This is a genomic window from Brevibacterium renqingii (assembly GCF_017808095.1).
GTDB lineage: Bacteria > Actinomycetota > Actinomycetes > Actinomycetales > Brevibacteriaceae > Brevibacterium > Brevibacterium renqingii.
Window position 1 is genome coordinate 336,531 of the sequence record NZ_JADBHG010000003.1, and the last position, 13,107, is coordinate 349,637.

Sequence of the window (13,107 nt, forward strand, 5' to 3'; positions counted from 1 at the left end):
TCGTCTCGGGTCCGATAGGCACCGGGAATGCGCACAACGAGACGAACCGCCGCAACAGAGAGGATTCCAGTGGACAGAAGCACCCTTGCCCGAGCCCTTGAAGCCGGACGCATCACCGGAGAGGTCGCGACCCCGCGAGAGAACAACCTCTCCCACATCCACCGCTTCCTCCACCAGGAACGGCAGTTCGACTTCGGCGTCGAGCTGACCCGCGAATGGGACTATGACGCCGTGTTCGCGCTCATGGTCGACCGCGCCGGACTGCGTCCCGACCCCGAATTCGTCGAAGGCGTCGACACGATCTCCACCGACCGGTGCATCACGGCGCTGGAGAAGCTCGCCGAGGCGGTCGGTCGGGTGAGTCGGGACGGCGGTCGGATCCTCTTCGCCACCGGCCATCCGGCAGGACTGCTTCCCGTCCACATGGCGATCGCAGCAGCCGCGAAGTCTGCAGGCGCCGTTGTCGACACCTGCGACCACCTCATCCCCGTGCCCGAGGTCGGCGGCGACGTCCGCCAGATCGACGATGTGTGGACCTGGCACCTCCACGGAGGCAGCCCGCACACGCACCTGGCCGAACCGATGCATGCCCTCCTCGACGATATCGCCGCGCGCGGCGGATCGGCCCCGGATCTCGTCGTCGCCGACCACGGGTGGGCCGGCGCGGCTGCGAGCAGAGGACTGCGCACCATCGGATATGCGGACTGCAACGACCCGGCCCTGTTCGTCGCGGAAGCACAGGGCCAGATCGAGGTCACCGTCCCCCTGGACGACGACGTGGTGCCGAACCTCTACGCACCGCTCATCGCCTTCGTCATCGACCGGGCGGGCCTGATCTGAGCGGATCGGTCGATCGCTCTCGGTGCCTCGGGACTCAGACGATCTCGTTGGCCAGACCGTCGACGACCTCCGCGCCGGGCAGGGACGCGAGTGCTGCACCGGACAGCAGCAGCTTCGAACCGCGGATCCCGGATCCGATGATGAGCTCCTTCGCCTCGGCGACGCGGGAGTCGATGAGCACCCGATAGCTGCCGGGCAGTCCGATCGGACCGATGCCGCCGTACTCCATCCCGGATTCGGCGACCGCCCGCTCGAGCGGGAGGAACGAGGCCTTGCGGACGTCGAGGAGCTTCTTGACCCGTCTGTTGACATCGGCGCGGGTGTTCGCGAGCACCATGCACGCCGCGATGCGCTCCTCACCGGACCGGGAACCGGCCACGAGGACGCAGTTCGCCGAGGTGGCGGGACTCAGATCGGTGGCGTCGAGCAGGGCGGCGGTGTCGGCGATCTCGGGATCGATGGCGAAGACCTCGACGTCGCCGATGATCGTCGGCAGCGCCTCGGCGGTCGCAGCGGCCAGGAGCTCGGAGGACGCTGCCGCCGGGTGGAGAGTGAACTGGGTGGAGATGCGTTCCTTCGTGGTCATGGCCACAGTGTAGGAGATGAGTGTCGAATCGCTTTGTCCCCTCCCATCGGTTAGACTTGACTGTCGCTTCGTGTCCGGTTCCTACGGTGCGGGGCGTGTCCAGCAGACGAATTCGGGCACTGGCGGATGGGCCGGCCCATACCAGGCGCCTGAGAGGATTCAGCAGAGGTAAGAATATGAAGAAGGACATCCACCCGGAATACGGACCGATCGTGTTCAACGATCTCGCTTCCGGAACCAAGTTCCTCACCCGCTCCACCGCCAAGAGCGACAAGACGATCGAGTGGGAAGACGGCAACACCTACCCCGTGATCGACGTTGAGATCTCGAGCGCTTCGCACCCGTTCTACACCGGCAAGCAGCGCATCCTCGACTCCGCCGGCCGCGTGGAGAAGTTCAAGGACCGCTACAAGAGCTTCGGCAAGCGCTGAGTCCGCATCGGCTCCGGCCGAGAGGAAAGCGTTCCTTCGGACGCTCTCAGCACTGCGCGAACTGCCCCGCACACCATCCGGTGTGCGGGGCAGTCTGCTTCCCGGACGTCCCCGCGGGGACATCGGAGGATCTCAGTCGACGGTGACCGAGACCTCGGGCGAGGGCTGTGTGCGAGCCGCCGGGTGAAGCAGCGAGGCGACTCCGGTGGCGTTGTCGAGGCAATTGGCGATTCCGTGGGCGACCTTCTCCTTCGCAGCGATCACAGCCTCACGGATGTTCAGACCCGTGGCGATTCCCGCCGCGATCGAGGACGCGAACGAGCATCCTGCCCCGTTGACGAGCTTGTCGTTGACCTTGCGCGAACGCAGCGTCGTGACGGTCTCACCGTCGAAGAGGATGTCGACGGCGTCCTCACCGGCCAGGCGGGCACCGCCCTTGACGACGACGTTCTCCGCGCCCTGGGCGTGGATGATCCTCGCGGCTTCGATCATGCCCTCGACGGAATCGATGGGATCGAGATCGGCCAGCGTGGCGGCCTCTTCGAGGTTCGGGGTGATGACGGTGGCCAAGGGCACGAGATTGTCGACGAAGAGGTCCTTGAGATCGACCATGGTGCCCACGCCCTTGCACACGAGCACCGGATCGAAGACATAGGGCAGCTCGTTGGTCCGCAGCTCCTCGGCGAGGACCAGCGCGGAGTCGACGGATCCGAGCATGCCGGACTTGATCGTGTCGAAGGTGTGCACGGCCAGCGTCGATTCGAGCTGACGATTGACGACTTCGGGGTCGATGAACTCGACGACGTGGGCGAAGCGATCATTCGGGTCGAAGGTGACGATGCAGGTGACGACGGCGGTGCCGAAGGCACCGTACTCCTCGAACATCTTGAGATCGGCTTCCAGCCCCGCGCCTCCCGAGACGTCGGAGCCGGCAACGGTGAGCACTTTGGCGGTCATAGCGGTCCTTTCGTAAAGCTGTCGCGAAGAAGTCTACGCGGGTTCAGGTCCCTGCGTATCCCTGCTGCCGCCAGGCCTCGTAGATGGCGATCGATGCCGAGTTCGCGAGATTGAGCGAGCGGCGGGCCGGCAGCATGGGGATGCGCACCGACATGTCGACGTGTTCGTCCTCGATGACCGAGTCGGGCAGACCGGTCGATTCCCGACCGAACAGGAGGACGTCCCCGTCGCGGTAGTCCACCTCGGCGAAGGAACCTGTCGTATGCGTGCTGAAGGCGATCACCCGACGGTCTCCGAGGTGGTCCCACAGGGCCGCCAGCGACTCGTGGACCGTGACATGGGCGAGGTCATGGTAGTCGAGTCCGGCTCTGCGCAGCTTCGCATCGGAGAGGTCGAAACCGAGCGGTTCGACGAGGTGGAGGTGAGCCCCCGTGACCGCGGCGAGCCGAATGGCGTTGCCGGTGTTGCCGGGGATCTCGGGGGTGTGGAAGACGATGTCGATGTTCATAGCCCTCTCATCTTCTCACCCCTCGCCGTGATCTCCTGTCGCCGCGGTCGTCGCCGGCGCTGGCGGCCCGGGCGACGGGGACGAGCCCACCGTCACCGGCTGGTCTTACGCACGAGGAGATAGCCCTGTCCGCTAGCCTCGGGATACCGGCCGCGGCGATCCGGCTCGCGTTCGAGTCGGGTGACCGGGAGGAGGCCGTGCGGTTCGAGGGCGGAGGCCACCTGTTCGATCGAGCGCCGGTGGAAGTCGAGGTCGATCGCGGTCCCGGCCAGATCCGAATGATGGTCCACTCGGTCGCCGAGCTGGAAGGCGAGCTGGAACCATCCGCCCGGGCGGAGGACACGTGCCGCCTCGGCGAAGACGACGGGGAGTCCGTCATCGGGGACATGGATGATCGAGTACCACGCCACAAGACCGCCGAAGGATGCGTCCGCATGGGGGAGGGCGGACATCGTTCCGAGGTCGAAGTCGAGGTTCGGGTAGAGGCCCTGGGCGAGCTCGATCATCGCGGGGGAGAGGTCGAGACCGCTCGGGGTCAGCCCGAGGGCGGCGAGGAACGAGGTGATGCGCCCGGGGCCGCAGCCGATGTCGAGGACCTCGGCCGACCCGGTGGCGAGCACGAGTTCGGAGAACGCTCCGAGCACGGCCCGATCATGAGGTTTGGCGGTGAGTTCGTCGGCGACCCAGTCCGTATACGCCTCCGCGATCGCGTCATAGGAATCGCGAGTGGGCCGCTCGCGGGCAGTGCCGATGCTGTCAGTTCTGCTGCTGTCAGTGCTCCCGTCGGTCATGACCTCACCCTACCGGTGCGCGTCGGCCCGAACCGCAGCGCTGTGGCTTCTTCGCAGCTCTCCGGCGGGCTCATCTGGAAAACGAAGAAGAATCGAATCTCAACAGATGAAGATTCCTGGAGACTGCTGTCGATTCGATTCTCGTGTCAGTGCCGAGTTCTACAGTGATGGCACGGTCAGCGGTCATGGAGTCTGCCGGACCGGAAAGGCCGAGGGGCCACGGGAGGGGAAGCCATGCAGGACGAGAAAACGGTCGAGGCGGCGGAGCCCGATGCTGTGCAGCACGGGAACATCGAGCAGCTGAGCATCGACCCGCAGGACTACGGAGGCGCTGAGGTCGAAGCCGATCTCAGCCGACTCAGCTGTGCGGAGATCGTCACCGACATCCGCCGCAACACCTCGTGCATCGCCTTCTGCCACGCTCGGGTCATCGCCCTCATCGACGAGGTGGAGCGACGGGAGCTGTGGGCGGAGTGGGTCGGGGTGAGGACCCTGTCCGAATGGGTGATGCATGTGGCCTCGGTGAGCATGCACACGGCACGCGAATACGTCAGGGTGATGATGGCGCTGCGGGCGATGCCGAAAGTGCAGAAGAGTCTGGCCGCCGGCGAGGTCAGCTTCTCCAAGGTGCGGGAAGTGACCCGGCTGGGCGAGCGGATCGGCGACGACGAGGCGCTGCGCTTGGCCACCATCGCCACGGGCAGCCAGATCAGCCGGATCTCCCGGGACTATCAACAGCTGGCTGCCGCGATCGAGCCCGGACCGCTGCCGGTCCGCCTGCCGCAGGACAGCGTCACCATGCGCCAGGTCGCGCCCGGCCGGACCCGCATCACGATCGATCTCGAGGAGGACGAGGCCGCGGAGCTCTTCACGATGCTCGATGCCGCCCGTCACCTTCTCGAACGCCGCGCGGAGGAGGAATCCGCAGAGCAGCGGACCTCCGATGCAGGGAACGGCACCGACGACCCGGATGGCGAGGAAGAAGCACCCCATGAGCCGATCTCCCAGGTGATGTGCCTGATGGAGCTCGTCCGCGCCTTCCCTCGCTCCGCACCCGCCGGTGCGATGGATGCCGACCGCGCCAGGATGCTCGTCCACGCCTCCGCCGAAGTGGTCACTCGCGCAGGTGCCGCTTTGGAGGCCAGCACGACCCTGGAGGCCGGCGCCGAAGCCAGTATCGAGGCCGGCGCCGACGTCCCCGCGGGGACGCTTTCCTCCGCCGGCGTCCTCGCAGGGGCGAAGGAGAGAAGAGCGGATACGACCTGCAGGATCGAGGGGTTCGGCGGCATCACCGCCGCGACTGCGGAGCGGCTGAGCTGTGAGGCATTGATCAGCGGAGCGATCAAAGGCGGCGATGGCGACGTCCTCATGCTCGGACGCTCGAAGCGTCTGGTGAGCAGGCGCCAGAGGCTGGCCTTGAGTGTGCGCGATGTCTGCTGCCAGTTCCCCGGATGCCGAGTCCGTCGGCGATGCGACGCCCACCATATCCGGCCCTGGTCCCAGGGCGGGACGACGGATATGGACAATCTCATCCTGCTCTGCCGACGCCACCACACCGTGGTGCACAAGTACCAGCTGCGCATCGAACGCACCGGGGCCGACTTCGCCGGAGCGATGCGCGGCCCCGCGGCTTTCGCCTTCTACCTGCCCGAGGGCTCACAGCTGCTGCCGCTGGAGAGCCGTGTGAGGGGACGTGCGATGGCTTGCCAATTTAGAACACCAGTTCGATAATGGATGTCATGTCAGCCACACCAGTCGTCGAACAGCTCAGCCGGGAGACAGGGATCTCCACGGCCACGGCCCTGTTCGACAGGACCCCGCCCCATCCGGTGGATCCTGTGCTCTCTCCGCTGTTCCGTCGCGGTGGCCTGCCTCGGGGAGAGCTCGTCACCGTCACCGGGGAACTCTCTGTCAGCTGCGCACTGGCGACGCTCGCCGCTGCGACCCGGGAGCAGAAGTGGTGTGCCGGCATCGGGCTCGGCGAACCGGCGGTCTCCTCCATCGCCGATCTGGGTGTCGACCTCGATCATTTCGTCAACCTGGCCACCCCCCGCGAGGACTGGCTGCGCGTGGCGTCGATCCTCATCGAATCCTTCGACATCATCCTCGTCGATCCGGGGTTCTCGCCGAGTGCTTCGGAGCGTGCTCGGCTCCTGGCCAAGGTCCGCGAACGGCGGATGAGCGTCATCGGTCTTCGGCCCATGCCCGGCAGCACGGAGCAGATCGAGATCACGGACACGCGATGGTCGGGCACCGAACGCGGTCGAGGCCGTCTGCAGTCCTGCCTCGTCCGTGCCCGCTCGCAGACGGGGATCCACCGTTTCCTGCTGCCCGGCCCGACCGGAACTCCCGTCGCAGTCCCCGCGGGGACGTCGGAAGCTCCCGCAGCGGTCTCCGAGGCGGCTTCTGAGCCGACCTCTGCCGCCGGCTCCGAGGACCCGAGGTGGACGACGATCACGCATCTGCGGCAGGTGATCGATCATGTCGGGTGAGGCTCAGCGCACTCTCGTCCTCACGGTGCCCGACTGGCCGGCCGTGGCCGCAGCGGCCGAACACGAGATCGGCCCGGGCCGCCCGGTCGCGGTGCTCCACGGAGGAAAGGTCATCGCCGCCAATACCCCCGCCCGCGCCTCCGGCGTCGCCGTCGGCAACAACAAGCGAGCCGTCGGGTTCCGCTGCCCGGAGGCCCGTGTCGTGGTCTGGGACGAAGACGTGGACAATCGGCACTTCAGCGCCGGAGTCGGAGCTCTCGAGGACCTCGTCGCTCGATTCACCCTGCTCAGCCCGGGCACGCTGGCGATTCCGCTCGACTCACTCCGACACGGCTACCCTGACGAGTCCAGCGCCGTCGAGGCCCTGGTCTCCGCGCTCGTGGCCGAGACCGGGTGGGAATTCTTCCCCGGCATCGCCGACACCGTCTTCGCCGCGGTGCTGGCCTCCGGGCAGGCTCGCCGGGTCGAACCCGGACGGACCGTGGACTTCCTGGCCGAGCAGCCGATCACGACCCTGGAATATGCCGGGGCCGGGGCGACCGCGCTGATCGAGGTCTTCCTGCAGCTGGGCCTGCGCCGCCTCGGCGACCTGGCCCGGCTGGAGGCCAAGGACGTGAACTCACGGTTCGGTGCCTTCGGTCGGCATGTGCACGAGCTGGCCTCCGGCGTAGAGGGCAGACCTCTGGCCGATCACGTCCGCGGAGAGCCCCTCGATGCCGAACTCGACCTCGACGCACCGACGACCCGCAGCGACACCCTCGGCTTCCTCGCCCGCCAGCTCGGTGCCGAGCTGCTGACCAAGGTGCGCAGGCAGGGGCTGGTCTGCACCCAGATCACGATCGAACTGGACGCAGCGGCCGGACAGTCCTCGTCCCGGACCTGGCGGATCGAGGACATGCAGGAGAACGCGATCGCGGATCGGCTGCGCTGGCAGGCCGAGGGCTGGCTGGCCGGAGCGAGCACCGGAGCGAGCACCGGCCCGACCACCGGGTCAGGGCCCCGGCGCGAGGACACGGACCCGCAGGCTCTCGACTTCGGTGACGAGCCGGCTCCCGATGCAGAGGACTTCTCCGCGGACGGCATCATCGCGCTGCGTCTCATCGCGGCGGAGCTGACCACTCCGATCGGAGCCACGAAGAGCCTGTTCGAGGAGAACACCGGTCAGATCACCCATACCCTCGAACGCCTGCAGGGTCTGTTCGGCCCGGATGCGGTGCTCGTGCCGGGCATCCAGGGCGGGTGGGACCCGGCCGAGACGAACCTGTGGACCCCATGGCAGCAGGCGGCCGTCCCCGAACGCAGTCCCGGAGCCCCCTGGCCCGGTGCCCTGCACGCGCCCCGACCGACCATCGTCGAGCACTCGGCCGTCGATGTGCTCGCCGCGGACGGTTCGCCGGTGCAGGCGCGCCCCTCGGGTCTGGAGGCCGCACCGACGACGATCAGATTCCCCACCGGGGAGACCGCGGCCATCATCGACTACTCCGGTTCCTGGCCCATCGAATCCGGGTGGTGGGATCCCGAACGGACCGTCTACCGAACCCGGCTGCAGGTGGTGACCGATGCGGGACGGGCCCTCCTGCTGAGCAAGGAACGCGGCCAGTGGTACCTCACCGGTCGCTACCGCTGAACCGGGTCAACGAGACACAGGCAGGAGAGAGGAGGCACCGATGGGTTTCTCGAACCCGCGCACTCCCTGGTCGAAGCTGGCCCGCAGACTCGAAGGCAAGGACACTCCGGACGCACACGGGGCGGACGCTCCCGCCGACAAGCATGCGGACGGTTCCGACGCCCCGGCGTTCTCCCGTCCCGACCGCTACCAGGTCTCGGTCGGCCCCCGCGGCCCCGACGGACGCGATCGATATGCAAAGACCCTCGGCGAAGGTCCGAAGCGCGGCCCGCTGCTGCGCACCGCGAGCGTGGAATGGGCGGAGCTGCACGTGCATTCCCAGTTCAGCTTCCTCGACGGAGCCTCCGATCCCGAGGAGCTCGTGACCGCCGGCGCCGCCGCCGGACTGACTTCCTTGGCGCTGACCGACCACAACGGTCTCTACGGTGCGGTCCGATTCGCTCACGCCGCCGCCGAGGTGGGGCTGCCCACCGTCTTCGGCGCCGAACTGTCCGTGGGGCTGAGGGAGAGGATTCCCGGACAGACCGACCCCGAGGCCACGCATCTGCTCGTCCTCGCCCGCAGCGTCGACGGCTACCACCGGCTCTCGCAGGCCATCACCGAAGCGAACCTGCGCGGTGAGAAGAACCGTCCCGTGTTCGACCTCGAGGAGCTGGCGGCGATGAACGGGGATTGGACGATCCTCACCGGCTGCCGCAAGGGTCCGCTGCGGCGAGCACTCGGCGATGCCGACGGCGGCCTGGGCGCCCTGCGCGAACTCATGGCGCTCTTCGGCCCCGACCGTCTGGCCGTCGAACTCAGCCGGGACGGGACCCCGGACGATGATGAGAGGCTGCGCCACCTCGGCGATCTGGCCGAACGGACGCATCTGCCGATCGTGGCCAGCAATGCAGTCCACTTCGCCACTCGTGCTCAGTGGAGATCTGCCCAGGTGAGAGCCTCGGTGCGGTCGCGTCTCTCGCTCGACGAACTGACCGGGTGGCTGCCGGCGACGGCGAACGCTCGGATCCACACGGGGGAGGAGATGGCCGCGCGGTTCCCACGACAGGCCCTCGAGAACGCGGTGCGCATCGGCCGGGAGGCCTCCTTCGTCCTGGGTACGGCCCGTCCGGACCTGCCGCGGGCCCCGATGCCCGACGACCGGGAGGCGGAGGAGTATCTGCGCGGTCTCATCGACGAGCGCGGCCGCTGTCGCTACGGGTCCAGGGCAGCCAACCCGCGGGCCTGGGCACAGCTGGACCGGGAGACGGACATGATCGCTCAGCTGGGCTTCTGCGGGTACTTCCTCATCGTCTTCGACATCACGGAGTTCTGCCGCCTCTCGAGCATCTTCTGCCAGGGCAGAGGTTCCGCGGCGAACTCCGCGGTCTGCTTCGTCCTCGGCATCACCGCCGTCGACGCGGTCAAGCACGGGCTGCTCTTCGACCGATTCCTGTCTCCGGACCGCAAGGGGTATCCGGACATCGACATCGACATCGAATCCGGTCGCCGCGAGGAGGTCATCCAATACGTCTATGACCACTTCGGTCGTGAGCGCGCCGCCCAGGTGGCCAATGTCATCACCTACCGGGCGAAGTCCGCGATCCGGGACGCCGCGTTCAGCCTCGGCTATGCCCCGGGGCAGCAGGATGCGTTCTCGAAGGCGAGCAGCCGGTGGTCGAGCCTGCCCGATGCAGAGGACTCGCCGGTCCCCGCTCCCGTGCTCAGCATCGCCGGCGACCTGCTCGGCTCTCCCCGGCATCTGGGCATCCACTCCGGCGGAATGATCCTCGCCGACCGCCCCATCGGCGAGGTGGTCCCGATCGAGAGGGCGACGATGGGCCACCGGACCGTCGTGCAGTGGGACAAGGACGACTGTGCGGCCATGGACCTCGTGAAGTTCGATCTGCTGGGTCTGGGGATGCTCACCGCGCTGCATGAGATGGTCGACCTCGTCCACCGTCACACAGGAGAGCTCATCGACCGGGCGGAGATCGACGACGAGGACCCCCGCGTCTACGAGATGCTGCAGAAGGCCGATGCCGTCGGAGTCTTCCAGGTCGAGTCCCGTGCCCAGCTGGCGACTCTGCCGCGGCTGCGGCCGGAGATCTTCTATGATCTGGCCGTTCAGGTCGCCCTCATCCGGCCCGGTCCCATCCAGGGCGGGTCCGTCCACCCCTATATCCGCAGGAGGCAGGGGATCGACGAGGTCGAATACCTCCACCCGCTGCTGAAGAAGTCCCTGTCCAAGACCTACGGGGTGCCGCTGTTCCAGGAGCAGCTGATGCAGATGGCCATCGACGTCGGCGGCTTCAGCGGAGCCGACGCCGATCAGCTGCGTCAGGCCATGGGCTCACGACGGTCGGAGAAGCGGATGGCCGAACTGGCCGAGAAGTTCCGCGTCGGAGCCGTGGAGCGCGGGGTGGCCGAGGACACCGCCGAGTCGATCTTCGCCACCATCGCGGCCTTCGCGAACTACGGGTTCCCCGAATCGCACGCCATCAGCTTCGCCAATCTCGTCTATCAGTCCGCCTGGTTCAAATACCACCACCATGCGGCCTTCACCGCCGGTCTGCTGCGCAGCCAGCCGATGGGCTTCTACTCCCCGCAGTCGCTCATCGCCGATGCCCGCCGGCACGGGGTGCCGATCCTGCCGGTCGACATCCGCCGTTCACAGGCTGCGACCGATCTCGAATGGCTCGGCTCCGACCAGCCCGGCGCCTCGACGCCGCAGCTGGGGATCCGCTTGGGCCTGGATTCGGTCGCACACGTCGGTTCCTTCGCCGAGGTGATCGTCCGTGAACGCGAGACCGCCCCCTTCGCCTCGGTGGCGGATCTGGCGGAGCGGACCGGCATCGGCAGACAGGCTCTGGAGAGCCTGGCCACGGCCGGAGCGCTGGCCGGATTCGACCTCGACCGCCGGCAGGCTCTGTGGCTGGCCGGGGGAGTCGCCGGAGCCCACCCCGGCCTGCTGCCGGGGACGGCGACGGTGGATTCGGCGCCGAGCCTGCCGGCCATGGATGCCTTCGACACGACCCTGGCCGAGCTGTTCTCCACGGGGATCACCGTCGACGGCTACCCGACGGAGATGCTGCGCGAACAGCTGATCGCACGAGGCTGCTCCTCGACCGCGGATGCGGCGAAGGCCGCGGACGGGACCCGGATGACCGTGGCCGCGATCGTCACCCACAGGCAGCGGCCGGCCACGGCCTCGGGAATCACCTTCATCAACCTCGAGGACGAATTCGGGATGCTCAACGTCGTGGCCACCGCCGGGCTGATGAAACGCTTCCGCACGGTCGCGACTTCCCGCAACGTCCTCGCCGTCACCGGTCTGATCCAGCGTGGGGGAGAGGTCGTCAGCCTCTATGCGCACAAGCTCATCCCGCTCGAGGTGCAGCTGCCGACGAAGGCCAGGAACTTCCGCTGACGGATCCGGTTGTGACGAAAGATGACAGACGATGACATCAACATGACACACAGGCGGGCTCGCGGGGAGGAAGTCGATGACAGTGGACACAGCACACCCACTGCAACCGCCGGCGCCCCCGTCGCACTCACAGAGGAGCTATCATGAGCCAGTCATTCGACACCCGCCAGATCCATGCGGGGCAGACCCCCGATCCGGCCACCGGTTCGCGAGCGCTGCCGATCCATCAGACCACCTCGTTCGTCTTCGACAGCAATGAGACCGCGGCCAACCGCTTCGCCCTGTCCGAGCTCGGTCCGATCTACACGCGCATCACGAATCCCACGACCGAGGTCGTGGAGAACCGCATCGCCGATCTCGAGGGCGGCGTGCACGCCGTCCTCACCGCTTCGGGACAGTCCGCGGCCTTCCTGGCGATCACGAACATCGCCGGTGCCGGCGATCACATCGTGGCCAGCTCCAGCCTCTACGGCGGCACTCAGAACCTGTTCAACGTGACCCTGCGCAAGCTCGGCATCGAGACCACATTCGTCGACGTCTCGGATCTCGACGAATGGAAGAGCGCCGTTCAGGACAATACGAAGCTCTTCTTCGCCGAGGTCGTCTCGAACCCCCGCTCCGATGTCCTCGACATCGCCGCGGTCGCCGATATCGCCCACGCCGCCGGCGTCCCCCTGTTCACCGACAACACTCTGGCCACCCCGTACCTCGTGCGGCCCATCGAGCACGGCGCCGATGTCGTCGTCCACTCGGCCACGAAGTACCTCGGCGGCCACGGCACCTCGATCGCCGGCGTCCTCGTCGACAGCGGAAACTTCGACTACGGTGCCCAGCCCGAGAAGTACCCCGGCTTCAACGAACCCGACGAGTCCTACAACGGCCTCGTCTACGCCCGGGACCTCGGCGCCGACGGCCCCTTCGGAGCGAATGTGTCCTTCGGCCTCAAGGCCCGCGTTCAGGGTCTGCGCGATCTCGGCCCCGCCGCCAGCCCATTCAATGCCTTCCTCATCGCCCAGGGGCTGGAGACGCTGAGCCTGCGCATCGCCCGCCATGTCGAGAACGCCGAGAAGGTCGCCGCCTACCTGGACGACCATTCTCAGGTCACCCGCGTGGCCTACGCGGGACTGGCCTCGAGCCCGTGGAACGAGGTGGCGAGGAAGTATCTGCCCAATGGTGTCGGCTCCGTCCTGGCCTTCGACATCGCCGGCGGCTACGACGCGGCCGTGGCCTTCGTCGACTCCCTCGAGCTGCATTCGCACGTCGCCAATATCGGCGATGTCCGCTCACTGGTCATCCACCCGGCCTCGACCACCCACTCGCAGCTGGACGAGCAGGCGCAGGAAGACGCCGGCGTCAACCCCGCCCTGGTGCGTCTGTCCGTGGGGCTCGAAGGCATCGACGACATCATCGGCGACCTCGACAAGGGCTTCGCGGCGGCAGCGGCGAAGGCGTCGACCGCGGCCTGA

General features: G+C 67.5%; 11 protein-coding genes. 7 read left to right on the forward strand and 4 right to left on the reverse strand.

Annotated features, from left to right (window positions below; translation table 11 throughout):
- The first annotated feature begins 69 nt into the window (after positions 1 to 69).
- Positions 70 to 840 (forward strand): phosphatase, encoded by a 771-nt coding sequence (locus IIE29_RS08935; protein ID WP_343071854.1) that lies wholly within the window; start codon positions 70 to 72, stop codon positions 838 to 840.
- A 34-nt stretch (positions 841 to 874) separates the two neighbouring features.
- On the opposite strand, the gene IIE29_RS08940 is transcribed toward IIE29_RS08935, so the two are convergent.
- Entirely contained in the window at positions 875 to 1,426 is a 552-nt protein-coding gene (locus IIE29_RS08940) for a YbaK/EbsC family protein (RefSeq protein ID WP_209324884.1), read from the reverse strand.
- A 176-nt stretch (positions 1,427 to 1,602) separates the two neighbouring features.
- Here IIE29_RS08940 and IIE29_RS08945 point away from each other — a divergent pair, with 176 nt between their 5' ends.
- The gene (locus IIE29_RS08945) at positions 1,603 to 1,857 is read left to right on the forward strand and encodes a type B 50S ribosomal protein L31 (RefSeq protein ID WP_209324885.1); all 255 of its coding nucleotides are present in this window, start codon (positions 1,603 to 1,605) and stop codon (positions 1,855 to 1,857) included.
- A gap of 132 nt (positions 1,858 to 1,989) precedes the next feature.
- Here the strand turns inward: IIE29_RS08945 and IIE29_RS08950 are convergent, their stop codons facing one another.
- From IIE29_RS08950 to IIE29_RS08960, 3 genes are all read right to left on the reverse strand, one after another.
- Positions 1,990 to 2,814, reverse strand: a complete 825-nt coding sequence (locus IIE29_RS08950) for a PfkB family carbohydrate kinase (RefSeq protein WP_209324886.1) — start codon at positions 2,812 to 2,814, stop codon at positions 1,990 to 1,992.
- Positions 2,815 to 2,857: 43 nt separating this feature from the next.
- Positions 2,858 to 3,322, reverse strand: coding sequence for a tRNA (cytidine(34)-2'-O)-methyltransferase (locus IIE29_RS08955; protein ID WP_209324887.1), 465 nt, complete (start codon positions 3,320 to 3,322; stop codon positions 2,858 to 2,860).
- Positions 3,323 to 3,414: 92 nt separating this feature from the next.
- Positions 3,415 to 4,113 (reverse strand): class I SAM-dependent methyltransferase, encoded by a 699-nt coding sequence (locus IIE29_RS08960; protein ID WP_209324888.1) that lies wholly within the window; start codon positions 4,111 to 4,113, stop codon positions 3,415 to 3,417.
- A 234-nt stretch (positions 4,114 to 4,347) separates the two neighbouring features.
- Here IIE29_RS08960 and IIE29_RS08965 point away from each other — a divergent pair, with 234 nt between their 5' ends.
- The 5 genes from IIE29_RS08965 (at position 4,348) to IIE29_RS08985 (ending at position 13,107) form a co-directional block, all read left to right on the forward strand.
- Entirely contained in the window at positions 4,348 to 5,844 is a 1,497-nt protein-coding gene (locus IIE29_RS08965) for an HNH endonuclease signature motif containing protein (RefSeq protein WP_209324889.1), read from the forward strand.
- An 8-nt stretch (positions 5,845 to 5,852) separates the two neighbouring features.
- Positions 5,853 to 6,605, forward strand: coding sequence for a porin (locus IIE29_RS08970; protein WP_246475833.1), 753 nt, complete (start codon positions 5,853 to 5,855; stop codon positions 6,603 to 6,605).
- On the forward strand, positions 6,595 to 8,232 hold the full coding sequence (locus IIE29_RS08975; protein WP_209324890.1) for a DNA polymerase Y family protein: 1,638 nt from the start codon (positions 6,595 to 6,597) through the stop codon (positions 8,230 to 8,232). Before IIE29_RS08970 ends, IIE29_RS08975 begins: the two co-directional genes overlap by 11 nt.
- Positions 8,233 to 8,272: 40 nt before the next feature.
- Positions 8,273 to 11,641 carry an error-prone DNA polymerase gene (locus IIE29_RS08980; RefSeq protein ID WP_209324891.1) on the forward strand — a complete coding sequence of 1,123 codons (3,369 nt, stop codon included), beginning with the start codon at positions 8,273 to 8,275 and terminating at the stop codon, positions 11,639 to 11,641.
- A 143-nt stretch (positions 11,642 to 11,784) separates the two neighbouring features.
- Positions 11,785 to 13,107 carry an O-acetylhomoserine aminocarboxypropyltransferase/cysteine synthase family protein gene (locus IIE29_RS08985; RefSeq protein WP_209324892.1) on the forward strand — a complete coding sequence of 441 codons (1,323 nt, stop codon included), beginning with the start codon at positions 11,785 to 11,787 and terminating at the stop codon, positions 13,105 to 13,107.